The 25,232-nt window shown below is 61.5% G+C and carries 28 protein-coding genes; 20 read left to right on the forward strand and 8 right to left on the reverse strand.

Going from position 1 to position 25,232, the window contains the following annotated elements:
* Positions 1–17 precede the first annotated feature (17 nt).
* From F561_RS0115920 to F561_RS27950, 4 genes are all read left to right on the forward strand, one after another.
* On the forward strand, positions 18–1,835 hold the full coding sequence (locus tag F561_RS0115920) for an ABC transporter ATP-binding protein (RefSeq protein WP_157451928.1): 1,818 nt from the start codon (positions 18–20) through the stop codon (positions 1,833–1,835).
* Positions 1,836–1,959: 124 nt separating this feature from the next.
* Positions 1,960–3,792, forward strand: a complete 1,833-nt coding sequence (locus F561_RS0115925) for an ABC transporter ATP-binding protein (RefSeq protein WP_019010960.1) — start codon at positions 1,960–1,962, stop codon at positions 3,790–3,792.
* A 155-nt stretch (positions 3,793–3,947) separates the two neighbouring features.
* Positions 3,948–4,301, forward strand: coding sequence for a hypothetical protein (locus F561_RS28945; protein WP_157451929.1), 354 nt, complete (start codon positions 3,948–3,950; stop codon positions 4,299–4,301).
* A gap of 259 nt (positions 4,302–4,560) precedes the next feature.
* Complete coding sequence (locus F561_RS27950; protein ID WP_083922484.1) at positions 4,561–5,052, forward strand: amidase domain-containing protein; 492 nt, start codon at positions 4,561–4,563, stop codon at positions 5,050–5,052.
* Positions 5,053–5,171: 119 nt separating this feature from the next.
* On the opposite strand, the gene F561_RS0115930 is transcribed toward F561_RS27950, so the two are convergent.
* The gene (locus F561_RS0115930; RefSeq protein WP_019010961.1) at positions 5,172–6,446 is read right to left on the reverse strand and encodes an MFS transporter; all 1,275 of its coding nucleotides are present in this window, start codon (positions 6,444–6,446) and stop codon (positions 5,172–5,174) included.
* Positions 6,447–6,599: 153 nt separating this feature from the next.
* On the reverse strand, positions 6,600–7,178 hold the full coding sequence (locus F561_RS0115935; protein ID WP_019010962.1) for an NADPH-dependent FMN reductase: 579 nt from the start codon (positions 7,176–7,178) through the stop codon (positions 6,600–6,602).
* A 132-nt stretch (positions 7,179–7,310) separates the two neighbouring features.
* Between F561_RS0115935 and F561_RS0115940 the strand changes: the two genes are divergently transcribed.
* From F561_RS0115940 to F561_RS0115950, 3 genes are all read left to right on the forward strand, one after another.
* A complete protein-coding gene (locus tag F561_RS0115940; RefSeq protein ID WP_019010963.1) occupies positions 7,311–8,213 on the forward strand; it encodes an MBL fold metallo-hydrolase in 903 nt (300 codons plus the stop codon).
* Between the two features lie 140 nt (positions 8,214–8,353).
* Positions 8,354–8,980, forward strand: coding sequence for a Dps family protein (locus F561_RS0115945; RefSeq protein ID WP_019010964.1), 627 nt, complete (start codon positions 8,354–8,356; stop codon positions 8,978–8,980).
* A gap of 58 nt (positions 8,981–9,038) precedes the next feature.
* Complete coding sequence (locus F561_RS0115950; RefSeq protein WP_019010965.1) at positions 9,039–9,533, forward strand: DUF4385 domain-containing protein; 495 nt, start codon at positions 9,039–9,041, stop codon at positions 9,531–9,533.
* 148 nt (positions 9,534–9,681) lie between these two features.
* Here F561_RS0115950 and mobA read toward each other — a convergent pair whose 3' ends face one another.
* On the reverse strand, positions 9,682–10,278 hold the full coding sequence (mobA, locus tag F561_RS0115955; protein ID WP_019010966.1) for a molybdenum cofactor guanylyltransferase: 597 nt from the start codon (positions 10,276–10,278) through the stop codon (positions 9,682–9,684).
* Positions 10,271–11,884, reverse strand: a complete 1,614-nt coding sequence (locus F561_RS0115960) for an aldehyde dehydrogenase family protein (RefSeq protein WP_425386924.1) — start codon at positions 11,882–11,884, stop codon at positions 10,271–10,273. The genes mobA and F561_RS0115960 overlap by 8 nt, the downstream gene beginning before the upstream one ends.
* Before the next feature lie 13 nt (positions 11,885–11,897).
* Here F561_RS0115960 and F561_RS0115965 point away from each other — a divergent pair, with 13 nt between their 5' ends.
* Complete coding sequence (locus tag F561_RS0115965) at positions 11,898–12,320, forward strand: methylglyoxal synthase (protein WP_019010968.1); 423 nt, start codon at positions 11,898–11,900, stop codon at positions 12,318–12,320.
* A 30-nt stretch (positions 12,321–12,350) separates the two neighbouring features.
* On the opposite strand, the gene F561_RS28950 is transcribed toward F561_RS0115965, so the two are convergent.
* On the reverse strand, positions 12,351–12,605 hold the full coding sequence (locus F561_RS28950) for a hypothetical protein (RefSeq protein WP_157451932.1): 255 nt from the start codon (positions 12,603–12,605) through the stop codon (positions 12,351–12,353).
* A gap of 35 nt (positions 12,606–12,640) precedes the next feature.
* Between F561_RS28950 and F561_RS0115970 the strand changes: the two genes are divergently transcribed.
* The 3 genes from F561_RS0115970 (at position 12,641) to F561_RS0115980 (ending at position 15,210) form a co-directional block, all read left to right on the forward strand.
* The gene (locus tag F561_RS0115970) at positions 12,641–13,708 is read left to right on the forward strand and encodes a PP2C family protein-serine/threonine phosphatase (RefSeq protein ID WP_040380995.1); all 1,068 of its coding nucleotides are present in this window, start codon (positions 12,641–12,643) and stop codon (positions 13,706–13,708) included.
* A 60-nt stretch (positions 13,709–13,768) separates the two neighbouring features.
* Complete coding sequence (locus tag F561_RS0115975) at positions 13,769–14,146, forward strand: RidA family protein (RefSeq protein ID WP_019010970.1); 378 nt, start codon at positions 13,769–13,771, stop codon at positions 14,144–14,146.
* Between the two features lie 278 nt (positions 14,147–14,424).
* On the forward strand, positions 14,425–15,210 hold the full coding sequence (locus tag F561_RS0115980) for a PSP1 domain-containing protein (protein ID WP_019010971.1): 786 nt from the start codon (positions 14,425–14,427) through the stop codon (positions 15,208–15,210).
* A gap of 5 nt (positions 15,211–15,215) precedes the next feature.
* On the opposite strand, the gene F561_RS0115985 is transcribed toward F561_RS0115980, so the two are convergent.
* Complete coding sequence (locus tag F561_RS0115985; protein WP_245556550.1) at positions 15,216–16,160, reverse strand: RluA family pseudouridine synthase; 945 nt, start codon at positions 16,158–16,160, stop codon at positions 15,216–15,218.
* A gap of 87 nt (positions 16,161–16,247) precedes the next feature.
* On the opposite strand from F561_RS0115985, the gene F561_RS0115990 reads away from it, so the two are divergent.
* Together F561_RS0115990 and trmB are read left to right on the forward strand one after the other, a co-directional pair.
* Entirely contained in the window at positions 16,248–17,036 is a 789-nt protein-coding gene (locus F561_RS0115990; RefSeq protein WP_019010973.1) for an FAD-dependent oxidoreductase, read from the forward strand.
* Positions 17,033–18,037 carry a tRNA (guanine(46)-N(7))-methyltransferase TrmB gene (gene trmB / locus F561_RS0115995; protein ID WP_019010974.1) on the forward strand — a complete coding sequence of 335 codons (1,005 nt, stop codon included), beginning with the start codon at positions 17,033–17,035 and terminating at the stop codon, positions 18,035–18,037. The genes F561_RS0115990 and trmB overlap by 4 nt, the downstream gene beginning before the upstream one ends.
* A 238-nt stretch (positions 18,038–18,275) precedes the next feature.
* Here trmB and F561_RS0116000 read toward each other — a convergent pair whose 3' ends face one another.
* Positions 18,276–18,758 (reverse strand): hypothetical protein, encoded by a 483-nt coding sequence (locus F561_RS0116000; protein WP_019010975.1) that lies wholly within the window; start codon positions 18,756–18,758, stop codon positions 18,276–18,278.
* Positions 18,759–18,924: 166 nt separating this feature from the next.
* Here F561_RS0116000 and F561_RS0116005 point away from each other — a divergent pair, with 166 nt between their 5' ends.
* The 6 genes from F561_RS0116005 (at position 18,925) to F561_RS0116025 (ending at position 23,928) form a co-directional block, all read left to right on the forward strand.
* Entirely contained in the window at positions 18,925–19,569 is a 645-nt protein-coding gene (locus tag F561_RS0116005) for a response regulator transcription factor (RefSeq protein ID WP_026298978.1), read from the forward strand.
* A gap of 20 nt (positions 19,570–19,589) precedes the next feature.
* Positions 19,590–19,856 carry a hypothetical protein gene (locus F561_RS27955; protein ID WP_083922486.1) on the forward strand — a complete coding sequence of 89 codons (267 nt, stop codon included), beginning with the start codon at positions 19,590–19,592 and terminating at the stop codon, positions 19,854–19,856.
* A gap of 18 nt (positions 19,857–19,874) precedes the next feature.
* A complete protein-coding gene (locus F561_RS0116010) occupies positions 19,875–20,726 on the forward strand; it encodes a serine hydrolase (protein ID WP_019010977.1) in 852 nt (283 codons plus the stop codon).
* Between the two features lie 312 nt (positions 20,727–21,038).
* Positions 21,039–21,896: a c-type cytochrome gene (locus tag F561_RS0116015; RefSeq protein ID WP_019010978.1), complete on the forward strand. Its 858-nt coding sequence runs from the start codon at positions 21,039–21,041 to the stop codon at positions 21,894–21,896.
* Positions 21,897–21,955: 59 nt separating this feature from the next.
* Positions 21,956–22,618 carry a QcrA and Rieske domain-containing protein gene (locus F561_RS0116020; RefSeq protein WP_019010979.1) on the forward strand — a complete coding sequence of 221 codons (663 nt, stop codon included), beginning with the start codon at positions 21,956–21,958 and terminating at the stop codon, positions 22,616–22,618.
* Positions 22,615–23,928 (forward strand): cytochrome b, encoded by a 1,314-nt coding sequence (locus F561_RS0116025; protein ID WP_019010980.1) that lies wholly within the window; start codon positions 22,615–22,617, stop codon positions 23,926–23,928. The genes F561_RS0116020 and F561_RS0116025 overlap by 4 nt, the downstream gene beginning before the upstream one ends.
* Positions 23,929–24,079: 151 nt before the next feature.
* Here the strand turns inward: F561_RS0116025 and F561_RS0116030 are convergent, their stop codons facing one another.
* Positions 24,080–24,328 (reverse strand): hypothetical protein, encoded by a 249-nt coding sequence (locus F561_RS0116030; RefSeq protein ID WP_026298980.1) that lies wholly within the window; start codon positions 24,326–24,328, stop codon positions 24,080–24,082.
* 182 nt (positions 24,329–24,510) lie between these two features.
* Between F561_RS0116030 and F561_RS0116035 the strand changes: the two genes are divergently transcribed.
* The gene (locus F561_RS0116035) at positions 24,511–24,948 is read left to right on the forward strand and encodes a HesB/IscA family protein (protein WP_019010982.1); all 438 of its coding nucleotides are present in this window, start codon (positions 24,511–24,513) and stop codon (positions 24,946–24,948) included.
* Positions 24,949–25,232: the final 284 nt, after the last annotated feature.

Genomic DNA, 25,232 nt, shown 5'->3' on the forward strand with positions numbered 1-25,232 from the left:
CGCCCTACCCTGACCCTATGACCGCCGCCGTGCCCCCCTCTGGCCCCAAATCTGTTTCGCCACCCGAACAGAGGCCGCCCGGATCGGGAGCGCTGGCCGTCCTGCGAATCTATCTGGGACCGCTGTGGTGGCGCGTGCTGCTGCTGGCCGTGCTGCTGTTCACGGCCACGGGCCTGAACCTGATCTTGCCCCAGCTTCTGCGGCAATTCGTGGACGGCGCGAAGCTGGGCGCGGCGGCTCCGGTGGCGCAGTTGGCGTGGCTGGCAGGCGTCTATATCGGCGTGGCGGTGGGCGTGCAACTGCTGACCGCCAGCGCCACCTATGTGGGCGCACGGGTAGGCTGGCGGGCCACCAACCGCCTGCGGGCCGACCTGATGGCGCATCTGCTGTCGCTGGATATGCACGAGCACAAGGAACGCACCCCCGGCGAGATGATCGAGCGCATCGACGGCGACGTGACGGCGCTCAGCAATTTTTTCTCTCAGTTCGCGGTGCGGGTGTTCGGGGCCGCCCTGCTCCTGATCGGCGCAATTGTGATGTTCTACCGCGAGAACGTCTGGATCGGGCTGGGCATCACCGCCTTCGTGGTCGTGACCCTGATCGCCATGAACCGGGTTCGCAAGGCGGGCGTGGAACCCACCCGGCTGGAGCGCGAAAGCAGCGCCAAACTATTCGGCTTTATCGAGGAACGGCTGGCAGGGCTGGACGATGTGCGCTCTCTGGGCGCGGGGCCGCACCACCTGAACCGCTTTCTGAAGGTGCAGCGCGAGTATTTTGGCCGCAGCACGCTGTCCTGGCGGCGGCGCAGCGTGGTCTGGCAGCTCAGCATGGCGCTGTTTGCCGCCGGATACGTGGCAATTCTGGTGTCGGCAGTGGGGCTGTATTCTGCGGGCGCGATCTCGCTGGGTACGGCCTTTTTGCTGTACCAGTACATGAACATGATCGAGGAACCCATCGATCAGCTCACGCAGCAGCTTCAGGATCTGCAGAAAGCCGGGGCCAGCCTGTTCCGGGTGGGCGAACTCTTGGCCCTGCGCTCCGGTCTGCCGGAAGGCACGCGGGAACTTCCAGCGGGGGCCTTGCCGCTGGCCTTCCAGAATGTGGATTTCAGCTATGACCCCTCTGATCCCACAGTGCGCGGCGTGTTGCACGGCGTCTCCTTCACCCTGCCCGCCGGACAGACTCTGGGCCTGCTGGGGCGCACGGGCAGCGGCAAAACCACCCTCACGCGCCTCGTATCGCGCCTGTACGATCCCACCGGGGGCAGCGTGCAACTCGCGGGCCTCAATACCCGCGATCTCAAGCTGAGCAGCCTGCGTTCCCGCGTGGCGGTGGTCACTCAGGACGTGCAGTTGTTTCAGGCCAGCGTGCGCGACAACCTCACCTTTTTTGACGATACGCTGCCCGACGAGCGCGTGGAAGCCGCCCTGCACGAGGTGGGCCTGAGCGTGTGGCTGGCGCGGCTGGAACAGGGCATTCATACGCCGCTGCCCGCCGGAAGCCTCTCGGCAGGAGAAGCGCAACTGCTGGCCTTTGCCCGCGTGATGCTGCAAGACCCTGCCCTGATCATTCTGGATGAACCCAGCAGCCGCCTCGACCCCGCCACCGAGGGCCTGCTGACCGCCGCCATGACCCGCCTGCTGAGTGGCCGCACCGCCATCGTGATCGCCCACCGCCTCGACACCGTGGCCCGCGCAGACCGGATTCTGGTGCTGGGAGACGGACAGGTGCTGGAAGACGGCCCCCGCGAGGTGCTGGCCCACAATCCGCGCAGCCACTACGCCGGGTTGCTGCGGGCCGGGGTGGGGGCGGAAGGGGAAGGGGTGCTGGCGTGAGAGGCGCGGAGCGTGGTGGGTGGATCGTAGATCGTGGGTTGCCCGCCCGAGCTTTCCCAGTGCCTTATTTTGTCTTTTCCACGTTCCACGTTCCACAATCCACACTCTCCCGGAGTTGCCACCCATGACCACCGCCCCCACCCAACCTACCCTCCCCACTTCCGACAAAACGTTTGCCCTCTCCAAGCGCCTGTTCGTGTACCGTCCGGCCCTGTTCGCCTTCAATCTGCTGATGTGGGGCATGGTTCACGCCTCGCCCGCGCTGCTCACGTTGGCGGTCAGCGGGGTCTTCCGGCAACTGGAGGCCGCCGACAAACTGCGGCTGGCAGGCACGTCTAGCGCCGGAAATCTGGAACCGCTGATTGCTGCCGCGTGGGTGGCGGTGGGTTGGTTCGCCTTCGTGCGGGTCAGCCGATTCGGGATTTTTTATGGGGCGTTCCGGGCGTGGATAGAGCTGTGGTACACCCTTGACGCGTTGGTGCGCCGCAACATGCTGGGCTACCTGCTGACCGCCCGCCGCGCCCGCCGCCTGCCCGATACGCCCGCCGAGGCCGTGACCCGCTTCCGCGACGATGTGGACGATGTGGCCGGATACACCGAAGTCTGGGTGGACGGCTGGGGCTTCGTGGCGTATTCGGTGATCGCCATTACCCTGATGGCCCGCATAGACCCCCTGATCACGCTGCTGGTGTGTGCGCCGCTGCTGCTGATGGTGGTGTTCGTGCAGCGCCTCTCGCCCATCATTCGCACCTACCGCCGCCGGATGCGCGAGGCCACGGGCCGCGTGACCGACTTTATCGGGGAAACCTTCGGGGCCGTGAGCGCTGTGAAACTGGCCGCCCGTGAGGGGCAGATGGTGTCTCACCTGATCAAACTGGGCGAGGTGCGCCGCTCTGCCGCCCTGCGCGACGTGCTGCTGACCGAGCTGATCCGGGGCGTGAACACCAACATGGTGAATATCGCTGTGGGGCTGGTGCTGCTGCTGGGGGCCAACAAGATTCGCGGCGGGGCGCTGGATGTGGCCGACTTCGTGTTGTTTATCGGCCTGCTGCCGCGCCTGACCGGAAGCATGGGCTTTTTTGGCGACGCGATTGCCCGCCACCGCCGCACCGGGGTCAGCTATGACCGCATGAACCGCCTGCTGCAAGACGCCCCGCGTGACCAGACCGTGCAGCATCATCCCGTGTACCTGCACGCCGACCCGCCCGCGCCCGCCGTGTCTGCCGAACCTGCCCAGCCCCTAGAGGAACTGCGCGTGGACGGCCTGACTGCCCTGCATCCCAGCGGCATGGGCCTGCGCGACGCCAGCTTCCGCGTGCGCCGGGGAGAATTCGTGGTGGTCACGGGGCGCATCGGCAGCGGCAAAACCACCCTGCTTCGGGCGCTGCTGGGCCTGATTCCCAGCGAGTCGGGCACGGTGTCCTGGAACGGGCAAGCGGTAGAAGACCCGGCCTCGTTCCTCGTGCCGCCCCACAGCGCCTATACCGCCCAGATTCCCAACCTGTTCAGCGATAGCCTGCGCGAAAATGTCCTGAGTGGCAGCGCCCCGGATCGCCTGAGCCGTGCCGTGCGTCTGGCGGTGCTGGAACCCGATGTAGAGCAGTTGGGCAACGGGCTGGATACTCCGGTGGGCGCACGCGGCGTCAAACTCAGCGGCGGGCAGGTGCAGCGGGCGGCGGTGGCCCGGATGCTGGCCCGCGACGCCGATCTGCTGGTCTTCGACGACGTGAGCAGCGCTCTGGACGCCCGCACCGAAGCTGTGCTGTGGGACGGCCTGTTTGCCGAAACCGACGCCACCTGCCTCGTGGTGTCTCACCGCCGCGCCGCCCTGACCCGCGCAGACCGAATCCTGCTGATGGAGGGCGGGCGCATCACCGACGAAGGCACGCTGGCCGAGTTGCTGGAACGCAGTGAAGAAATGCGGGCGCTGTGGGCGGAGGATGGGGGAGAGGGGTAGCTGATCGATAAATGACTACCGGACAGCTATTGACACTTTTGGTGAGAAAATCTACATTCTCCGCACACTGCTGACTGTCAGTACATATCAGTGGTGACAGGTGGAAACTTAAGTGGGCATCTGAACACTTTAGGTTTTGTCGTCTGAGGAGACAAATGAAAAAAATTTCCGTTGTTGGAATCCTTATGCTTGGCCTACTCTCAGGATGTCAGCGTATACCTAATGAAATTGTTAACTCACAGAACATAGAAGCTTTAGATAGAAACGAACTAGGTTCTATTGTGGAAAACTGGTTCTTAGCTCGTGACGCTATGTATCTAGAGTACAATAGTCATATATCGAGCCAAAGTCTATCGGCTCTTGCGATAGGGGGCGCCACTCTGAAAGAATTAAAGATAGAACTAGACTCATCTCGTCAAGTTGGAATGACATTTACGAAAGCTGATACAGATTTTGTTATTGAAGATAATCCCAGTGAAGATAAAGTTTTTGTCTCGGCTAGTACTTAATTGATATACAAAAAGGATGGTTTCCAAGATGAGATGGGTGAAGGTGGAGTCTATGTTTTTTCCCTTATTCGATTGCCTAATGGAAAACCTGAAATTTCGAATGTCGAGAAGCTAGACTACAGCAATCATCTGATTTCTAAATTCAAATCTCTTGTGAAAACCAGACAGTCATTTATAGATGAAAATACACCAAAACAAATTCAATAAATCCTCAGAGTATAACTTATAGTAGAACGGCTGCTGCTGCTTATGCGCTCACATGGGGAGGGGTGCCAATCCAGCGTACAATAACTATACTTCAAGTGGTGGAGATTGTACAAATTTCGTCTCTCAAATGCTAAAAGCTGGCGGTTGGAATGAAATAGGGATAGACCCGAATAGCCCCTCCAGCTGGTTTTATAAACAAGACACGCGAACTTGGATAGGAACAACAAATGAAAATTCCGCTAAGGCTTGGCGTCTAGTTGTTGATTGGGCGAATTTCGCCAATTCGAGTTTTTCCAGAGTCAGTAGAGTAGCAACAAGCAGTCAAGTTAGTGTAGGGGATGTCATACAAGCAGATTGGACTAACGATGGTAGGCTTGACCATACCATCGTTGTTAGCAAAATTTTATCGAGCGGCGAACCAGCCGTTGCAGGACATAACAATCCGCATGTTTCTACTCCATTTAGTGAGTTTAAGCAAACTGCCCAAAATGCCAATCCGGGTTATACTCAAAGATACGTCTTTTATCATATTATCGGAACCTGAGTCCAACTTATAGAGCGTTAGACTTGCTTTCAGTGCAAGCTACAAATAGTTCCAGCAATCTCCATCACCAGCCTTGACTCAGAACATGCCCTGAGTCAAGGGTTGCCGATTGCGATTCTTCATGAGCGCTCTCCCATTCCCCTAAGCGCCCACCGCAGCCCCGCCGCCGTAACCAGACCCACCGCCATCAGCGTGAGCCAGGGCAGCGTGGGCAGGTTCAGACTTGCGCCCGCATCGACCAGTAGCCCGCCCAAAAAGTTGCCCAGTGCGCCGCCCACGCCGAGGCTGATGGCGCTGAAGCCGAAATAGCTTCCCACCCGGCCCTCGGGGGCAAGGCGGGCGGTCAAGGTTTGTTGGGTGGGGTAGACCAGCATCGTGCCCAGCGAATACAGCACCACGCAGGCCAGCAGTTGCGGAAAGGTGGCGGCAAATCCCATCAGGCCCAGCGCGGCGGCCACCAGCACCACGGCGGTCACGAGGGCGGGGCGCGTGGGAATGTGGCGTTCCACCAGCCTCAGCAGCGGGTATTGCAGCAGCACGGCAAGGCCCGCGCTCAGGCCGTACAGCGGGCCAGTGGCGGCGGGGCCAGCCAGCGCCACGGCCTTCAGGGTCACGGCCACATTCAGTTGGGTACTGAGCAAAAAGTAGCCGCACAGCACCAGCGTAAAGCGCCGGAATACGCGGTCTTTCAGGGCGATTCTGAGGCCGTCCATGCTGCTTGCACCTGCCACACGCGCTGGCGGCGTCATCCGGGGCAGCGTGAGGGCCAGTACCACGAAGGCCACCAGATATACGCTGCTGGCCCACAGCGCCGCCGTGCGGAAGCCCACGCCCGACAGCCACGCGCCCAGCAGCGGCCCCACCACCATCCCCAGGTTTCCGGCAATGCTGATCAGGCTGAACATCCGGCCCCGGTGTTCAGGACGGGTCACGGCGGTGATGGCAGAACTTTTGGGCGCATCGAACAGGCCGCCGCCGATGCCTGCCAGAACCGAGGCAGCCAGCAGCACGCCGAACGACCCGGCAAAGCCCATCCAGCCGAAGCCGAGAGTACGAATCAGGCAGCCCGCCAGAATCAGCGGCTTCGGCCCGATGCGGTCGGCCCACGCGCCGCCAAACACGGTCAGTCCCTGCTGGGTCAGTTGCCGGACCCCCAGCACGATGCCCACGCTGGCTGCCGCCCACCCCAGCCCTTCCACAAAATGCACCGTGATCAGCGGAATGACCAGAAAAAACCCGCCCCACATCAGGAATGTGACCCCGATCAGGCCCAGTTGAGCAGGGGAGGGCCGGAAGGGACCGGGCAGGCCCGTCTTCGTGGCCGGAACTTGATCAGCCGGAACTTGGTCAACACTGGGGGCCGGGGCTGGAGTAGGCGGGCGGGTCACGGGCACGAGGCTACACCCGCACACCGCTCTGAGCGGGCAAGGCGTTCAGGGTGCGGGGACAGGCAACAGCGAGTCATCAAAGACAGCAAAAAGCAGAGGAAGCACAAAAAGCAGAGACAGCACTGGGCCGCCTCTGCTCAACTGGTCAGTGCTTCTGGCTTACGCTTCCCGCGCCGCGTTCAGGGCGTTGGCCCACCACACCACTTCATCCAGCAGGGTATTCACGCTGGGCAGCAGGTGGGTCAGTTCGGAGAGGTCTTTGCCCTGCTGCCACACGGCAAAAAAGTCTGCGCCCTGAATGTTGACGCTGGTGCGGGTGGGGGCCATCTGGAGTTCCACGGCGATCATCCGGAGCTGTTCGATGGCCCGTGCCGCACCTACCGAACCGTACCCCACGAAGGCGGCGGGCTTTTTGTTCCATTCGGGGTAGGCGTAGTCCATCGCGTTTTTCAGCACGCCAGTGGGCGCGTGATTGTACTCGGCAGTGATAAAAATGTAGCCGTCAAACTCGGTCAGCTTCTTTTGCCAGCGCTGGGCCACCTCATTCTGAGCGGGTGCGTAGAGGTTGGAAGCCACTTCATCAAAGAAAGGCATCGGGAAATCGCGCAGGTCCACGACTTCAAATTCGGCGTCGGTGCGCTGCGAGGCCAGCCCCGAAAACCACGCGGTGGGCTTGTCGGCAAAGCGGGCGGCGCGGGTGCTGCTGACGATGATGGCAAGTTTAGGCAGACGGGGCATAGAGTCTCCTTGAATCGCTCTGAACAGGGCCGAGGCGTTCGACCTACTTAGGATTTACTCTACATCAAACGATCAAGCAGTCTGTCAAATAAAGTTAAGCGCGGGTTAATCCCTTCGGCTACTCTGCCGGGTATGGCCTCTGCCCTGCTGCCCCTCGCCCCCGGTGTGCATTACTTTCCCGCTGCCGTCAACAGTGTGCTGGTCGAAGATGGCCGGGGCGGGGCGCTGATCATCGATACCGGGCTGGACGAATCGCACGCCCGCAAGCTGCTGCGGGCCATGACGGACGCCGAACTGCAGCCCACCGGAATCCTGAACACGCACAGCCACGCCGACCACCACGGCGGCAACAGCTTTATTCTCAAGCGTTTTCCAGAACTCAAAATCTTTGCGCCGCCTCTGGAGAACGCCGTGATCACGCACCCGATTCTGGAACCCATCACGCTGTTCGGGGCGCGGCCTCCCGCCGACCTGCAAAACAAATTTCTGTTGGCCCCGCCCAGCCCCGCCCGTCTCGCGCCTGAACCCGGCCTGACGCGCATAGGCGGCGCAGATATAGAGCTGCTGGAAGTCGCCGGACACGCCTCCATGATGTACGCCGTGCGCATTGGAGACGTGCTGTACGCTGCCGACGCACTATTTGGGCCAGAAGCCCTGCAAAAGCACCCGCTGACCTTCTGTGCCGATTCGGGCCTGCAAAAAGAGGCGGCAGCGCGGCTGGGCGAGCTGGAAGGCGTGCGCGTGGTCTTGCCCGGTCACGGCGACCCGACCTCCGATCTGGCGGGGCTGGTGGCCGCCAACCTCGCCGCCTATGCCCGCACCACCGACGCCGTGCTGCACGCAGTTCGGGCCGGAGCCGCCACCACCGACGAACTGCTGGCCCGAGTGTGCGACGCGCTGAACATCACCATGACCAATGCGGCTGCGGTGGTGCTGAACCGCGCTGTGGTGGCCGCCCACCTGACCGAATTGCAGGAGTTGGGCGCGGTAGAGCTGAGCGTGGAAGACAACAGATTGATGTACCGACTGGGCTAGATGGATTCAGCCTGATTCTCTCTTCTTTCTCCCGCTGGTCGGATCGAAAACCCAGAAAGCGGGGTTTTTGATCGGAATTGAGATCAACCCTAAAGAATCTACGTATGGGCGCGGGTGGGGCCGGGGCGTAGGTTAGGGCCATGACGCAGAAGACTGGCAAGAAGGGCAGCAAGGCAGAAGGCAAAGTCAAGCCCGCTGATCAGAACCTGAGTACAGAAGGCGTGGTGGCCGAGGGCGGCGCGAAGGCTGATGCGGCCCACCTGCATACCGTGCACAACCGGCTGGTCGATCACGGCTACCTCAGTGAAGCAGAATTCGGGGTGGTGGCCGAGACCTTGCAGCGCAACCTCGCCACGACCATCAGCCTGTACCTGAAGTTCAAAAAGTACCACTGGGACATCCGGGGCCGGTTTTTCCGCGATCTGCACCTCGCCTACGATGAATTCATCGAAGAAATCTTTCCCAGCATCGATGAGCAGGCCGAGCGTCTGGTGGCCCTCGGCGGCAGCCCCATTGCCGCACCCGCCGACATCGAGCGCTTCAGCGTGGTCAAGGTGCCCACCGACACCGTACGCGACGCCCGCGCCCAGGTCTCTGATCTGGTCGAAGACCTGACCCGCGTGGGCCGGGGCTACCGCGACGATTCTCAGGCCGTAGACGAGGCCAATGACCCCGCCACCGCCGACATGTACAACGGATATGCCGCCACCATCGACAAGATCCGCTGGATGCTCAGCGCGATGATGGACGATGACCGGATGAACTAAAAACTCCGTTTGAACCACAGGTTCAAGCCGAACGAAGCGAGCTGGAGCCGTCTGTTTCATGTCCCCCAAATTCGATTACAGCCTGAATTACGCCGACCTTGACCTCCGTGCCCACCCCGAGCTGTACCGGGTGGGTGTCGGAGAACAGGGCGTGTTGCTGGTGCAGCCGTACAAATCGGAAATTCTTCCCCACTGGCGCTTTGCCACGCCCGACGCCGCCCGAAAGAGCAGCGAAACCATCTATGCCCTCTTTCTGGAATACCTGAAAGCGGGCGATTTTGTGGGTGCAGATATGGCCCGCAAATTTTTGCAGATGGGTTTTACCCGCTCGCGCAGATATGCCAACCACAAGGGCGGCAAGAAGTACGACGGCCCCGTGCCTGACGACAAAAAGGGCCAGAGTGGAGCGCATGGCCGCGATGAACTGCCCCGCACCCCCGAAGACCCGGTGAAGGCAGAATCAGCGCGTATTTTTAAGGCCAAATGGGAGGAAGCCGAGGCCAACGCCGAATATGCACGCCTGAAAAAGGAGCACAAGGCGGCGTATGGCTAGGGGCAGTGGGTTTTGCAATTCTGAACAGGAGTTGGCCGCTGCCCGATCTGACCCGAAATCAGGCAAGCGCATAAGTTGACTCTGGCTGCATACCGCGCTATAATTTCGTCAATCAAGTTAAGTTCATCGCCGCCGGAAGGCGGATTTTTTATTGTTCTGATGTGTGTGGCGCAATGGCAGCCAGATCAGCGGGCGTGTTCACGTTCTGCAAAGTCTGCGGCGCAATGCCAGCAACAGTGCACACCGCCTCGGTTTCAGCAGCGGCCCGTAATCTGCGTTCTCCAGCATCCAGCAGAGAGGTGATGCGGGCCAGCAGGTCTGTGTGGTACAGCGCGGCCAGGGGTTGTGGGCGGCCTGCGGCGTCCAGCGGTTGCACGCTCAGGGCGTGCTGGGTGCGTGCGGCGGCCAGGGTGCGCCAGAAATCGGCGGTCAGGCGGGGCAGGTCTACCCCGGTGAAGGCCACCCACCCGGCTCCCCGGAGTTGAAGAGTGGCGGCCAGCGCCGCTTCCAGCCCGGCCAGCGGGCCTTCGCCGGGGCGGGTGTCGGCCACGGTCTGCCAGCCCAGCAGCGAATATTTGCCGGGAGGAGCCACCAGCAGGCGCAGGCCACAGCCCTCCAGACTGCGGGCAACATGGCGCAGGAGCGGCTGGCCTTCCAGCAGGGCCAGTGCCTTGTCGCTTCCGAATCGGCTGGATTGCCCGCCTGCCGTGATCGCTCCGGTCAGTTCGTGAAGTGGGTCATTCACGCGGCCCGGTCTGCCGTTCCAGTTGCCGCAGCAGCCAGGCCACCAGACGTGGGGCGGGGCGGCCATAGGGCGGATAGATGAATTGTGTGGCGCTGCGCCGTGGCTCGGTCAGGACTGCCCGCTGATGGCTGAAGGTGCGGAAGCCGTGGACGCCGTGATAATTGCCCATGCCGCTGGCCCCCACGCCGCCAAAAGGCAGGTGAGGGTTACTGAGGTGGATCACGGTGCCGTTGACCATCATGCCGCCGCTCTGGGTGCTGCGTTTGATGCGCTCCAGCACGGCCTGATCTTCCCCGAAGGCATACAGGGCCAGCGGTGGATCGAGGCGCTGAATCAGGGCCAGTGCCTCATCCAGCGTGCGGTAGGTCAGGACGGGCAACACCGGGCCAAACAGTTCTTCTTCCATCAGCGGCATGTCGGGCGTCACGTCCACCACCACCGTAGGGGAGATAAATCTGGCCTCGGCATCGAATTCACCGCCCAGTACGGTGCGTGCGCCCTGTGCCACGCTGTCACGGGTCAGGCGCGAGAGCCGTTCCACGCTGCGGCTGTCCACCATTCGCCCGTAATCCGGCCCGGCCCGCAGCCATGCCCGGTCTCCGTAGCGGCGGGCAATCACGGCGTCGAGTTGCAAGACAAAAGCGTCCCGCATGGATTCTGGAATCAGCACGTAATCGGGGGCCACGCAGGTCTGGCCCGCATTCAGCAGCTTGCCCCAGGCGATCCGCTCGGCACTCAGGGCCAGATCAGCGCTGACATCGATCAGGGCCGGGCTTTTGCCGCCCAGTTCCAGGGTTACGCTGGTGAGGTTCTCGGCGGCAGCCCGCAATACGTGCCGCCCCACTGCGCCGCTGCCCGTAAAAAAGATGTGGTCAAAGGGCAGGGTTGTGAGGGTGTGTGCCACCTCGGGAGTACCCAAGACCACGGCCACCAGTTGCGGCTGAAAAGTCCGTTCCAGCAGCAGTTGCAGAGCGCGGGCGGTGGCTGGAGCCTTCTCGCTGGGCTTCAGGATCACCGTGTTGCCCGCAGCGAGGCTGGCGACCAACGGGGCCAACGCCAGATTCACCGGGTAATTCCAGGGACTCAGAATCAGGGTGGTGCCGCGTGCTGTCGGGCGAATTTCGCTGTGGGCACGGCCCAACATCGCCGTCGTGGGCACCTGCCGGGAAGCGGCCCAGCGCGGCAGGGCGCGAATCGCATGCTGAATCTCCTCCAACACTGGATGGATCTCGGTGATTTCGGCCTCGGCCCGGCTTTTGCCCAGATCGGTGGCAAGGGCGGCGGCCAATGCCACCCGTCCCGTTTTGACCGCGTCGTGCAGCCGCCGCAACAGGGCCTGACGCTCGGGCACGCTGGCCCCCGCTGCCCTGGGCCGGTGCGCCTGCTGAAGCTGAAAGAGACTACGTAGCTCAGAAAATTCGGCGGCTTCGGTCTTGGATCGGGGAGTAGCGGTCATGGGCAACACCTCTTCGGAATGGTCGGCAACAGCCAGTGGCGACGAACCTGAGCAGCAGGGGCTTAAAAACTTGAACCCAGTATAAGTCAGGCGCAGACATCCAGAACTGCAATCCCTGAACCTGACGCCGCGTGAAACAATGGTCCGCATGACGGTTCAGGGTATGGATGGACAGGGCGGCAGTGGACAAGGTGCGGCGCAGCGGCGGCAGGTGGCCCTGATCGCCCACGACAAGAAGAAGTTGGAACTGGCGCTGTTCGCTCTCTCTTACAAAGACGTTCTGTCCCGCTTTCATCTGGTGGCGACGGGCACCACGGGCGGCATTCTGACCAAGCAGACGGGCCTGGCCGTGGAGCGTGTGCTGTCCGGGCCACTGGGCGGCGATCAGCAGATCGGGGCGCGGCTGGCCGAGGAACGCGTACTGGCGGTGTTCTTCTTCCGTGATCCACTGACTGCTCAGCCCCACGAACCCGATGTGTCGGCCCTGGTGCGCCTGTGCGACGTGCATGACATTCCGCTGGCGACCAATCCGGCAAGTGCCGAAGCGCTGATGATGTGGCTGCGTGAGCAGGGCCAGGACAATTGAGGGCAGGATTTCAACAGCTAAAACCCTGATTCACAATTTGGACTTCACGGTGACCACGCCTTCTCCACTCATCATTTTTAATTGACGATGGACAGAATGCTGCGCTGCTCCAGAACCGTGATGATTTCCGGCCACCTCTCTACTGAAACTGCCCTGACCTGATTTTTCTGTCAAGTATGAGACAGCGTGGAGCAATAATTGTCGTGGGTGACTGCAAAGATGAGTAAACCAGCGCAGTATTTGAGAAGAATTCAGGCCTCGCTGAGAAGGAGACAGGTTTAACACACCCTTTCTCCTAACGCTTGCCTTATATTGACCTCATGCGCTCCCCAGCGACGCCTTCCATGTCCTCTGGGCTGCTCACGGACGTGGGGCGTCAACGTCAGGGCGGTGTCAATCAGGACGCTGCGCTGGCGCTCGATTTGCCGCAAGGCGGCCTGTATGCCGTAGCCGACGGCATGGGGGGTCATGCTGCTGGCGAACTGGCCGCGAATCTGGCGCTGGACACACTCAGTCAGGCCTATCTGGATGGGCGCGGTGTACCGCCCGAACGTCTGACCGAGGCGGTGCAGGCGGCCAACCTGTCGGTGCTGCGGCACGCGGTAGGCGAATACGTGGGAATGGGCACGACGCTTCTGGCAGTGTTGATAGACCGGGGCGCGGCGATTGTGGCGCACGTGGGCGATTCGCGGGCGTACATGCTGCGCGGCGGCGAGCTGCACCGCCTGACCGACGATCATTCCTGGGTGGCCGAACAGGTTCGTCTGGGCAACCTCACCGAAGCCGAGGCGCGGGATCACCAGTGGCGCAGCGTGGTCAGCAATGCTCTGGGCGGAGAGGAACGGGTACGGCTGGAACTGTTCGGCTTTCCGCTGAAATCTGGTGACCGCCTGCTGCTGTGCAGCGACGGCCTGAGCGGAGTGGTAGAGGAGGCGCATCTGTTGGAACTCCTGGCCCGCCAGAACACGCCTGATCAGGTCGCCCGCGCTCTGGTCAACGCCGCCAACGATGCAGGCGGCCCCGACAACATCACCGCCGTGATCGTGGATATCAGCCGCAGCCTCCGCCCACCGGGCTACGCCCTGCCGCCCCGTCAACCCGACGGCCCCACCTATGCTGATGTGCTGCTCAGTGCCCGGCGGGGCAGCAGCCTGCTGACCTATCTGCTGCTCACGGTGGTCTATTTCACCCTGCTGGGCGTGATCCTGGTGCCTGAACACCGCATGCTGCTGGGGCTGCTGGGCATCCTGGTGCTGCTGGGCATCCTGATCTCCCGCCGCGTGCTGCATGCCCGCCAGGTGGCCCGTGACGCCACCCGGCCTATCCTCAGTGCACAGGTGGCAGGAGCAAGCGGCAAGTCCCGACCTCTGCAAGACCCGAATCATTGACCGCCCAATTCCTGAACTCTTTTGCGTGAACACGGCCTCTGAACAGGTACAGTGGAGGGCATGAAAGATATCGTGCAGACCTCCGACGCCCCCGCAGCCATCGGCCCCTACAGTCAGGCGGTCACCTTTGGCAATCTGGTCATCACCAGCGGTCAGATTCCCCTGAAGCCCGACGGCAGCATGGTGGAAGGCGGCATTACCGAACAGACCGAACAGGTCATCGCCAACCTGAAAGCGCTGCTGGCTGCTGCCGGAACCGATCTGGAGCGCGTGGTCAAAACCACCGTGTTTCTGGCCGACATGAACGAATTTGGGGCCATGAACGCCGTGTACGAAGCGCATTTTTCGGCTCCCTACCCGGCCCGCAGCACCGTACAGGTGGCCCGCCTGCCCCGTGACGTGCGGGTAGAAATCGAGGTACTGGCCGAAAGGCACTAACAGCGGATCGTGGTCAGTGGGTAGTGGTGAGTGGGAAAGGCGTGATGGACGCACGACCTGAACTCTCTGCGGGTGGGAGAGTGTTCAGAACGGTGGGCTGTAGGAAGGGCACAGAGTCGGCGTGAGAGGGCCGCTTTTTCCCACCTCCTACGTCCTACAGCCCACACCCTTTTTTCCCAATGTGCATCACCTCTCGACGGCCACCCCCCGCGCGTGACATTGTGCGTGGCGTGGTCGTCCTTCCCATCCGATTCGAGCGCAGCCCCCGGCTTCACGCCATGCTGAGCGAGCAGCCCTACCCGGTGGGCACGCGGGTCGTGGTGCAGGGCAAACGCGGCCCCGAAGTTGCCAAGGTGCGCGGTGAAGCTGTCGAGCCTGATCCGCAGGGCCGCTACGGCGCGGTGCTGCGGGCCGCAACCCCCGAAGATGTGGCCCGCTGGGAAGACCTGCACCGCCAGGGCGAAGACCTGAAATGGCTGCTGCGTGCCCGCGCCCGTGAGCGGCAATTGCCTGTAAAACTGGTGGCCGTGGAATTTACGCTGGACGAAAGTCTGGTCACGGTGAGCTACAGCGCCGAAGACCGCATCGAACTCAGCAGCCTGATCGGGGAACTGAGAAACCACACCCGCGCCCGCGTCAACTTTGCGGCCATCGGCCCGCGTGAGCAGGCGCAGATGATTGGCACGTTGGGCGCGTGTGGCCGCGAAAACTGCTCCAGCACGCACCTGCAAGACTTTGCGCCCGTCAGTATTCGCATGGCCCGCGATCAGCAGTTGCCCCTGAACCCCGAGAAACTGAGTGGCCCCTGCGGACGCCTGCTGTGTTGCCTGCAATTCGAGCACACCCAGTATGTGGATCTGCTCAAAGACCTGCCCCGCAAGAATGCCCGTGTGTGTCATGAGGGCAGCGGCGCGTGCGGCAAAGTGACCAAGCTGCACCCCCTGGCAGGCACGGTAGACGTGCACACCGATCAGGGCATGCTGCTGGGGGTTCCTGCCAGTGAACTCAAGCGGCTGCCCGATGCCCCCGCCCCCAAGTCCAAGCGCGAGCAGCCGGAAGCGTAAACCCTTCAAACAGAGTCGCGCCCGTTCTGGAGTATGTCTGGAGCGGGCGCACTCAGTTCCAACCACGCTCCGCTTGCCGGATGAGTGAAGGCCAGCCGTGCCGAATGCAGCCAGTAGCCGCCGTCTCCCGGCAATCCGGGCAACTGGGGGAGAGGCAGACCGTCCGGGCCATACAGCGGGTCGCCCACCAGCGGCAGCCCGATGCTGGCAAGATGAATGCGAATCTGGTGCGGGCGGCCTGTGTGAATCTCCACCTCGAACAGGGTGGAATCGGGCCGCCGCTCCAGCACCCGCGCTACGCTCAGCGATGGTTTGCCCACGGCGCTCGCGGCATACACGCTGCCCAGCAAGGGATGCGGCACCGGGCCGATGGGCGTGCTGATGCGGTAGCTGTCCTGCGAACTCAGCCCCGAGGCCAGCGCCCGGTAGGTCTTCTGAATCTCATGCTCGCGCCAACTTCGCAACACGCCAGATGCTGCCGCCCGTGTGCGCGAACACAGCACCAGCCCCGAGGTTCCGCGCCCCAGACGGTGTAGCGGCGTGGCTTCCGGAAATTGCTTCCTTACCTGCGTCAGCAGCGTATGTTCCAGAAATCCGCCCCCCGGCAGGGTCGGCAGCCCCGACGGTTTGGCGACGGCCAGCAGGGATTCATCTTCGTACAGCACCCGAAATTCCAGCGGCGCGGGTTCCTCGTGCCACGGCGGGCGCGACCAGATCAGCGCTTGCCCCTGCCGCAGCCGTTCTGTGCCGTGTGTCGTCTGTCCGTCCAGCGTCACCTCGCCCGCCGCCAGTCGCGCCGCCCACGTAGCCGCGTCCGAATGGCGGTAGCGGCCCGTCAGGTACGCCAGCACCGTCTGGCCCTGTCCCGCCGCACCGATCTGGTCGCGGTAGGCGTACCCGTTATTGAGACCGTTATTGAGAATGTTGGGGGCAACGGGAGGGGAGGGCACAGGCTCAGGGTACAGAGTTTTCAGATCCAGAGCTTCCGGGTTCACGGCCCACAACCTCTGCCCCAAATCCTCTAGACTGCGCGACTGATGTTCGGTTCCTTTTCTCAACACGGCACCCCGCCCCGCAGCCAGCCGCAGCCGGGGCATAGGTACGATGTGGCCGTGATCGGCGCGGGGCTGGCAGGCACCGAACTGGCGTGGCGCTTGGCACGGGCAGGTCAGGATGTGCTGCTGGTGTCTCAGGCGCTCGATCATCTGGGCAACCTGTACGCGCCCACCCTTGCCGGAGCCGATTTTCCCGCCGACAGCGTCTTCGGAGAGGTGGCCGCCCGAATTGCCCCCGAGCAGGACGGCTGGGCCTTTCACCGTCACCTGAAGGCCGAAATAGAAGGCACGGCGGGCATTCATCTGCTGCAAAGCACGGTTACGGCGCTGGATGAGGAAGAACCGGAGGACGGGCCACCAGAGGTCGTGATTTCCACCTGGGAAGGCCCCAAGCTGCACGCCCGCAAGGTGGTTCTGGCCGTGGGCGCGTTTCTGAAAGCCCGCCTGCTGATTGGCGACACGATGGAAGAAGCGGGGCGGCTGTCGGAAGTGGCCTACGATTTCCTGGCCGATGATCTGGCCCGCGCAGGCATCTTTCTGATCGGCAGTGAGGCCCGCGCCGAGGCCATAGACGGTGCGCCCCCCTACGACGTGCGCTTTTTTACGCCTGCTCCCAGCGAACTCGACGGCTTTCGCCTGCGCCGCCTCGATCACGTGTGGGCGCTGGGCCGCTGCACTCCGGGCGAGCACACCTACGCTTCGGTGTTGCAAGACGCGGCCCGCCTCGCCGCCGAATTCCTGGCTGCTGAAGATGGAGAGGCCCGCCCATGATCTTTCAGCTCTCTGATTTCCAGTTTCCCGAGACTCCCTCGCGCCTCTTTCCAGACACCGCCGAGCGTCCCTGGGTGCTGGAAGTTGGTTTTGGCGACGGGCGATTCTGGCCCCCGTTTGCCCGAACTTTCCCGGAGGCTCCGAATTATCTGGGCGTTGAACTGTCGGGCGTATCGCTGCTGAAGGCCGAGCGGCGCTTGCGGGCGGCGGGCCTGAGCAACGGCGTGCTGACCAAACTGCCTGCCAGCGTGGTCGTGCGCGAGGTGATTCCGCCAGGATCGCTCGACGCCATCATCGTCAATTTTCCCGATCCCTGGCCCAAGGCGGGCCACACCGAGCAGCGGCTTCTGCGCGTGCCCTTTTTTCAGTTGGCGGCCAACCGCCTGAAACCGGGCGGCGCGGTGCTGCTGACCACCGACCACGACGAGTATTTTGAATTTGCCTGTGCCGAAGCGGAGGCGTCCGGCGTGATGCGCGTGGAATTGGCCGAGCCGCCCGCCGCCGCTCTGGAAACCAAATACGCGCTGAAATGGCGCGATCTGGGGCTGGAGGCTCACCACGCCCGCTTTGTGCCTACGGCCCACCCCGACGCGCCGCCCGTGACCGCCGCCACCTACCCAAAGGAAGAATCTGCTGTGCCACACGCCATCTTGCGCCTGCCCGACACCCTGCACCCCCAAGCCCTCACGCAAACCCATTTCGACAAATACACGGCACGCGGGGGCCAGCACGCCGCCGACCCGGTGGGCTGGACGGTGGTGCTGCTTGATGCTTACCGCAGCCTCGCCAAAGATGGATTGGTGTTTCTGGCCCATGTGGTGGAAGGCGAACTGACGCAAGAAGTCCTGATCAACGTGAATCCGCGCTCAGATGGACAATTTCTGGTGCGACTGGCCCGCTTCGGTGGCCCGATCATCACGCCCGGAGTGAAGGCGGCTGTGGCGACCGTGACCGCGTGGCTGGAAGAACGTGGTGCGGAGACGACAAACCGGGGATATTGACTACTGGTCAAAAGAGTTGTTTGTTGCTCACCGAACGGAGTGAGTGAATTCGGGAGACTGGAAGCATGAGAAAAACCTCTGATGCTTCCATTCTCCCAACTGCTCCAGCGGCGTCTATAACTTCGAAAAGGCGTCTAGGCATCTGGGGCCAAGAGTCCAAGAAAAGACTCCGACATTCACCAATCAGGTGGCCCGCCCCACTCCCCTAAACCTTTAGGGCTCAGACAGGCATCGCCCGTCAGCGTGTCCGCGTCTGATCGGGCACCAGCAGGGTCTTCAGCGCAGGATTGGCTCCCCAGATCCCCATCACCTGCCCCTTGATGGCTGAATTGTTGACGGCGTCGTACAACACGGGTGACAGGCTGCTGGACGGATAGATTCCGGTGCGGCCTTGCGGCCCGACGCGCATTTCTATCGGAAAACCCAGAGCCAGCGTGGTGACCAGCACCCCGCCCAGCGCAAAGCCCCCCACGGCCCCCGCAGCCAGATGCCACGGACGCTCCAGAGGATTGGGAATGAGGCGCTGTGAGGCGTAGGCCACGCCCGCGCTCAAGGCCAAGGCGATGATGCCTGCCACCACCGCGCCAGTGCCCAAAAAGTTGGCCAGAAAGCAGGTCGCCACGCCGCCAAGTCCCCAGCCCAGGCCTGCCAGACCCCGCCGGGCACCCAGCGCCGTGACCATAGCCAACAGCGTGACCAGCAGAGCATCGAACCAAGTCATAAGGGTCAGTGTAAGGGCACGTGCTTACAGATTCCTATCGCCCTCATCCACTCTATAAATTCAACAGAGATCAGGCGGCGGGTATTTGCCGGTCAATCCGTTCAAACAGACCCACTCTGCTACATCGCTTCCGTTTTTGCCCAGTGCTGGGCCGTACACTGCGTTCATGATCCGCGTGCTGCTCGTTGATGACCATGCGTTGTTCCGTCAGGGACTTCGTAGCCTGCTGGAGTCCGAGGGAATGCGCGTCATTGGTGAGGCCGCCAATGGGCGCGAAGCCATTCGCTATGCCGCCGACACCCATCCGGACGTGATCCTGATGGATATTCAGATGCCGGAACTTGACGGCGTCAAGGCTACCCAGAGCATTCTGGAAATCGATCCCAATTCCAAAGTGATCATGATTACCATGTACCGCCAGGACCGTTACGTGTTCGAGGCAGTGAAGGCTGGGGCACGCGGTTACATCCTCAAAGATGCCGATGCCAACACACTGATCGACGCGATCCGGCGTGTGGCGGGCGGAGAGGCCCTGCTGGATGCAGACATGGCCCAGAACGTTCTGGACGACTTCCGTGACAAGCGGGAGGAACTTCCCAGCGAGAAGCACGCCGACCTGAACGAAAGAGAAACCATGATTCTCAAGCTGTTGGCACAGGGGTTTTCCAATCAGGACATTGCCCTGCGCCTCGACATCAGCGAGAAGACGGTTCGCAACCGACTGTCGGAAATTTTTACCAAGCTGCAACTCAACAACCGCACGCAGGCGGCTCTGTACGCCATCCGTGAGGGCATCGCCAACCTCGATTGAGCGCGGCGACAGTTGAACTCGTGGCGAAATCCAAGACTCCTGGCCCCCCCAAATCTGCCCCGCCCGTCCGCTCTGTCATCTTCCGGGCAGGCTGTGGGCGGGAATGGTCTGTGGCCTCTGCCGACCCTGATCTCGCCTACACCGAGCAGGCCTTTCCCGAGTGCCCGACCTGCCCGCACCGTGTGGAGCCGGAGGGGGGGCCGCCCTTCTGTACCCTGCGTCCAGTGGGTACGGCGCACCCATTTGCAGCGCTGGCAGGCCTCGATCTGTCAGGTCTTCCCGATTAGGCCCACTATTCTGACCACATGAGTTTCGACTTTCTGGGCCAATTGCAGGAACGGGGTTTTGCGGGCGTGTTGGGCGTGCGGGTGTGCGATGAAGCAGGTCAGGAACTGTTTTCCCTGAAGGCAGACCGGGTGTTTCCGGCAGCCAGCACCATCAAGATTCCGTTACTGGTCATGGCGTTGCAGGCCGCCCAGCGCGGAGAGCTGATCCTGACCGATCGCGTGACCATGCACGCTGCAGACCGTGTACCGGGCGCGGGAGTGCTGCATGAGCTGTCTGCGGACCTCAGCCTCACCTGGCAGGACGTCCTGACCCTCATGATCGTGGTCAGCGACAATACGGCCACCAATCTGGTCATAGATCGTCTGGGTGTGCAAGCTGTCAACGCCTGGCTGGATACCGCTGGCTTCGCCTCCACGCGATTGGTGGGCAAACTGCAACTGCCGCCTGCTCAGCGCAACGAGGCCCAGCGCCGAGGCGAGCGCAACCGCACTACTGCCCACGACCAGACCGAACTGTTGGGACGGCTGTGGCGCGGTGATTTTCTGGACAGCACCCATACAGACCTCGCCCTGTCTATCCTCTCGCGGCAGCAGTACCGCGACCTGATCGGACGGCGCGTGCCGTGCGGCGCAACCGGAGAGGCGTTGTACCGTGTCGCCAGTAAAAGCGGTGAATTGGGGGGGGTTCATCACGATGTGGGCGTGCTGTGGACGCCGCGCCCACTGGTGGTGGCGCTGCTCTCTGAAGGTGGCCTGGACCTCCGCGAACATCCCGAAAACCGGGACGTGACCCTGCTGGCCGATGTGCTGTGGCCTCTACTGGCGGCGCTGGGTCAAGTAGATTCCATCTCACCTGACCGACTCAGCTGAGGCTGAAGCAGGTCCGCAGAACACCCGTTTTTACAGGAGCTCAGGGCCTCCCGGGCTTTCTTTGCAGTGCGTCAAAACTGTGCGGTGGGGGGACATTTAACCGCCCGGTAAGGCGCATCATGACCGTGCCGAAGTCTGGTCCCTGCGCTCTGAAATGCCGTTGGGAACGCCATCGGTGCGTGCTATGCTGACGCTGATCAGGCTGCTAGACGGGAACCCAAGACACCGGAAAACCCATCCCGGAATACGCAGGGAACCTATAGGCCATTTCACGCGCGAGGGAGAGGGAACGTGGAGAGAAACGACGCTGTCATGCCCTGGGTCGCCATCGTGTGCGCGGCCATCATGTGGATCATTCTGCTGTTCCTGTTCAACAAGGAAACGGCGCCAGAGCCTGTGGTCATCGACCCGGCCATCACTGCCAGCATCAGCAAAGAGTGGCCGACGCTGGGCAAACAAATCTATGAGCAAGGAGTCGCTGCTACGGGCGCTACCGCCTGCGCGGGCTGTCACGGCCTGCAAGGTCAGGGCGGCGCAGGTCCGAAATTGGCGGGCGACGAGAAGCTTCTCAAAGACCCCGTGTACGTTCACACCATTCTGGTGAACGGTAAAGGGGCCATGCCTGCCTTTGGGGGCAACCTCAAGGAAAACGAGATTTACGCCGTTGCCAACTACGTGCTGAACTCGTGGGGCAACAAGATCGAGGAGCCGCTGACGCCCGCGCTGGTGGCGGAAGGCCAAACCAAGATCGACCCTGCTGTCCTGAAGAACCGCAGCCGCTTCGTGCCTGAAGACATCAAGTTGCCCGAGATTTTCCTGGCGACCTTCATCATGGTGCTGCTAACTTACGGACTGATCGGTCTGTACAGCGTGTGGGCCGAAGGTCTGGAACTGCACCCCGGCATCCATAAGGTTCGTGCCACGCCTGTTGCCATGCTCAGCATGGTGGTCACGCTTATTTTGTCGCTGGTCTTCAGTGTTCTGTTCGTACGCCAGATGAGCGCCGACTACGCCGCCTGGCAAAATCAGGAAATGCCGAATGTGGCGATGGAAGGCTTCTATGCCGCCATGATCCTGTTTACCATTGCGGTTGCCATCGGCCTTTACAAGAAGTTCTTCATGGACGGCGAAGTGCTGGTCGAAGATACCAGCGGCGAGTTCCCCTGGTAATGCGGCACTTGGTAACGTCTGCCCAGTCTGTGCAGCTTGCCTGTCAGGAGGTTTGAGAGATGACCCGTTATAAACGTCAAGACCCCGAAATTACGCGCCGCAAGTTCATCAACGCGGCCATGGGCGGCACGGTCGCTGTGGGCGGGATCAGCCTGCTCAGCACACTGGGCACAGCCAACCCTGTCTTCCGCCTCACCCGCGACAAGATGCCTCCCCTCAAAGGCGACATTTTGGTGCACGCCGAAGAAAGCAAGGAAGGCCAGCCCATCAAGGTCAGCGACCTCAGCGACCAACTGGTGCGCGCCTGGCCGATGGGCAAGGGCGAGGACGGCTCGAATGTGATCCGTAAGGGCGACCCGAACAACATCCTAGCGCTCTACCGCTTTCCCAAAGGCCAGCTCATTGCGCCGACTGTTCTGGAAGCGACCGTCGACGGCGAAGTGGTGGCCTACAGTGATGTTTGCACCCACGCCGGATGCTCGGTGTCCGACAGCGATCAGGGCGACGGCATGAAATGCCCCTGTCATTCCGGGCAGTACGATCCCAAGCGTGGCTGCATCGTGACGGGTGGGCCGCCCCCACGCGCCCTAGCGCAGTTGCCCATCAAAGTAGAGGGAGAAGGCTTGGTGGTGGCAGATTTCTTTCTGGCTATGCCCTATCCGTTCATTGCCGAAGCCGAGTGGGAAACATTCAAGAAGGAAGTGGAGGAGCAACTCGCATGAACCAGTGGCTTGATGAGCGTCTGCACATTTCCCGCCTGAACGACAAGTTCTTGCGGAAGGCCTTTCCCGTCCACCACTCCTTCTTTCTGGGCGAAATCACGCTGTTCAGTCTGATCATCCTGATTCTGACGGGCATTTTGCTGGCGCTGGCCTACGAGCCTAGCAATAGCCTTGTGACCAACTCCTTCGATCCGGGCACTGCTGATAAGCCCAACCTGATTCCGGCGGCCTATCACTCGGCCCTCAAGATCAATGCCATGCCTTTCGGCGATATGTTGCGCCGAATCCATCACTGGACGGCCAACATCATGGTGGCTGCCGCCGTCATTCACATGATGCGAATCTACTTCACGGGTGCCTTCAAGAAGCCCCGCGAAATCAACTGGTGGATTGGCATGTTGCTGCTGATCTTTACGGCTCTGACCGCCGTCACCGGATACGTGCTGCCCTACGACAATTACGCCTACAACACCCTCAAGGTGATCTACGGCATCGCTGCCTCGGTTCCCTGGGTGGGCGAGTGGGTTGCGCAGGCGGCCTTTGCAGGCAAGTTCCCTGGCGCTGGTGTGATTCCCCGTATCTACGGTTATCACATCATGTTGCTGCCCGGAATTTTGCTGGCCCTCACCGGCGCACACATGCTGCTGATGATCAAGCAGAAGCACACGCAGCCGCAGTACGCCAAGCGCATTGCGTACAAGAAGATCGTGGGCGTGCCGCTCAGCACCCAGCAGACCCCCATCATGTTGCTGCTGGCTGTCATGTTTGCGGCGATCATCGTGCTGTTCAGCGCCTTTATTCCGGTGCATCCTATCGAGTTCTTCGGGCCGCCAAGCACCACGCCCATCAATAACATCAAGCCCGACTGGTACTTGCTGTGGGTCTTCGGCGCACTGGCGATCATTCCCAGCTTTGAAGTTCATCTGTTCGGCGGTCTGATCGGGGCAGAGTTTGTAGGCGCGATCGTTCTCCCAACGGTCTTCCTGCTGGCTATGTTTGCCGTTCCTATGCTTGACCGCAGCAAAGACAACATGTACTACGCCGAGAACCCCACCAACCATCCGGTGCGCTTGGCGGCTGGTGTGGCCTTCATGGCCTCTCTGATCGTAATGTCGGTGGCTGGCTACAAGCCAGAGTTGATCAGCAGTGGCATTCTCAATACGGCCAACGCCAATACGGTGCTCTGGATCGCTCTATTCCTCGTTCCCGCCCTGTCCTACTTCGGTGTGATGGGCATTGTGCGCGGCATTCGCAGTCTGCGTGAAGCCGACGAGCGCGAGCGCGGCGCATTCAGCCCCGCAGACGACTGAAGCTCCCCCGCTTTTCTCGCCGCTCTGGCCTCTGGCTGGGGCGGAGTTTTTCTATGTATCACCGCCACTTCTGACTGAGTGTGCCAACCAATTGCCAAAAAAACCGCCGACCTGAGGAGGCTGGCGGGGATTCGGTGTACCGGAATTCGGTTCAGGCCTGAACGGTGTTGGGACGCAGCACACTGACGTTGCTGTTTTCCTGACGTGCACCAGCGGCGTAACCCACCTGTGCGCCAAACTGCCAGGCCAGCTTGATCATGAACGTGATGGCTGCCTCATCGCCTGTTTGAATCAGCAGGCGCAGATGCTCAGGCAAGCCGTCGGGCAGGGGCATCGAGCCGAGCTGCTCCCCATATTCTGCTCGGAGCTGCTCGAACCACTCGGCGTAGGGGTTCGTCATGCCCATTATCTTAACATGGGTACGCTCAAGGAATGTATGCCGATGCTGTGATTGGGTGGCCTCTGGACTGGCTGAATGAGTCACCTGCTGGCAGGCTCATAGGCGTTACTGCCTCAGAAACGCCTGACCAACTTTGCTTGTAGCGCACTTTTCTGTTGCGTGAATGGTGTTACGCTTCACGCATGACGGCCTCCGTGAATCAGGATCAAAGCGTGCATGACCAGAGCGGCAATGGCGCTGCTCCAGAAATCACCATTAGCGAATTCGGCGCTCTGCGGGCCACAGGCATTCTGGCCCAGAGCGGCAAAGAGAATGCAGGCGTGCGTGTGTTCATCAAGAGCGGTGGGTGCAGCGGCTACCAGTACGGCATGGCGATCGACGACCGTGAACTTGAAGGTGACACCATCGTTTACGACCGGGGCATCAAGTTGCTGGTAGACCGCATGAGCATTGCCCTTCTGCGCGGCAGTGAAGTGGATTTTGTAGAGAACATGATGGGCGGCGGATTTACCGTCAACAACCCCAATGCCACCAGTAGCTGCGGTTGCGGCCATTCTTTCCGTACAGACAGCGCACAGTCGCCTGCTGGAGAGGGAAGCGGCGGCTGTAGCAGCCACTGATCTCGTTTCAATCCAGCTCATCATTGTAGACAGGCGGCCCAGTGCCGTCTGTTTTTTTGGCTTCCTGATTCGACCAGCTCAGCCGTATTTTCGTGTGCAGGACACCAGCTCCCACGATTTACCCTTTACAAAGTTTTAATGCCTTCTTCTCATGTAGAGGCACATATTCCTTTGATCCCAATATAAAAATGTTGAGAAACTCCCACGCAGACGGGTTAGGTCTGAGCTTGACATGCGGTACAGCTGCCTTATACTGACCCTCATTATCCACGCATCAGGTGCAT

Origin of the sequence: Deinococcus aquatilis DSM 23025, from assembly GCF_000378445.1 — a bacterium.
Classification (GTDB): domain Bacteria; phylum Deinococcota; class Deinococci; order Deinococcales; family Deinococcaceae; genus Deinococcus; species Deinococcus aquatilis.

Bases quoted from the DNA above. Each gene is read 5' to 3' on its own strand.
- F561_RS0116035 (WP_019010982.1), top strand. From the start codon at position 24,511: ATGACGGCCTCCGTGAATCAGGATCAAAGCGTGCATGACCAGAGCGGC.
- F561_RS0115980 (WP_019010971.1), top strand. From the start codon at position 14,425: ATGCTGAGCGAGCAGCCCTACCCGGTGGGCACGCGGGTCGTGGTGCAG.
- F561_RS0115925 (WP_019010960.1), top strand. From the start codon at position 1,960: ATGACCACCGCCCCCACCCAACCTACCCTCCCCACTTCCGACAAAACG.
- F561_RS0115990 (WP_019010973.1), top strand. From the start codon at position 16,248: ATGTTCGGTTCCTTTTCTCAACACGGCACCCCGCCCCGCAGCCAGCCG.
- F561_RS0115945 (WP_019010964.1), top strand. From the start codon at position 8,354: ATGACGCAGAAGACTGGCAAGAAGGGCAGCAAGGCAGAAGGCAAAGTC.
- F561_RS0116030 (WP_026298980.1), bottom strand. From the start codon at position 24,328: ATGACGAACCCCTACGCCGAGTGGTTCGAGCAGCTCCGAGCAGAATAT.
- F561_RS0116005 (WP_026298978.1), top strand. From the start codon at position 18,925: ATGATCCGCGTGCTGCTCGTTGATGACCATGCGTTGTTCCGTCAGGGA.
- F561_RS0115935 (WP_019010962.1), bottom strand. From the start codon at position 7,178: ATGCCCCGTCTGCCTAAACTTGCCATCATCGTCAGCAGCACCCGCGCC.
- F561_RS0116025 (WP_019010980.1), top strand. From the start codon at position 22,615: ATGAACCAGTGGCTTGATGAGCGTCTGCACATTTCCCGCCTGAACGAC.
- F561_RS0116020 (WP_019010979.1), top strand. From the start codon at position 21,956: ATGACCCGTTATAAACGTCAAGACCCCGAAATTACGCGCCGCAAGTTC.
- F561_RS0116000 (WP_019010975.1), bottom strand. From the start codon at position 18,758: ATGACTTGGTTCGATGCTCTGCTGGTCACGCTGTTGGCTATGGTCACG.
- F561_RS0116015 (WP_019010978.1), top strand. From the start codon at position 21,039: ATGCCCTGGGTCGCCATCGTGTGCGCGGCCATCATGTGGATCATTCTG.
- F561_RS0116010 (WP_019010977.1), top strand. From the start codon at position 19,875: ATGAGTTTCGACTTTCTGGGCCAATTGCAGGAACGGGGTTTTGCGGGC.
- F561_RS0115940 (WP_019010963.1), top strand. From the start codon at position 7,311: ATGGCCTCTGCCCTGCTGCCCCTCGCCCCCGGTGTGCATTACTTTCCC.
- trmB (WP_019010974.1), top strand. From the start codon at position 17,033: ATGATCTTTCAGCTCTCTGATTTCCAGTTTCCCGAGACTCCCTCGCGC.
- F561_RS0115960 (WP_425386924.1), bottom strand. From the start codon at position 11,884: ATGCGGACCATTGTTTCACGCGGCGTCAGGTTCAGGGATTGCAGTTCT.
- F561_RS0115950 (WP_019010965.1), top strand. From the start codon at position 9,039: ATGTCCCCCAAATTCGATTACAGCCTGAATTACGCCGACCTTGACCTC.
- F561_RS0115965 (WP_019010968.1), top strand. From the start codon at position 11,898: ATGGATGGACAGGGCGGCAGTGGACAAGGTGCGGCGCAGCGGCGGCAG.
- F561_RS27950 (WP_083922484.1), top strand. From the start codon at position 4,561: ATGGGGAGGGGTGCCAATCCAGCGTACAATAACTATACTTCAAGTGGT.
- F561_RS28945 (WP_157451929.1), top strand. From the start codon at position 3,948: ATGAAAAAAATTTCCGTTGTTGGAATCCTTATGCTTGGCCTACTCTCA.
- F561_RS0115975 (WP_019010970.1), top strand. From the start codon at position 13,769: ATGAAAGATATCGTGCAGACCTCCGACGCCCCCGCAGCCATCGGCCCC.
- F561_RS0115920 (WP_157451928.1), top strand. From the start codon at position 18: ATGACCGCCGCCGTGCCCCCCTCTGGCCCCAAATCTGTTTCGCCACCC.
- F561_RS0115970 (WP_040380995.1), top strand. From the start codon at position 12,641: ATGCGCTCCCCAGCGACGCCTTCCATGTCCTCTGGGCTGCTCACGGAC.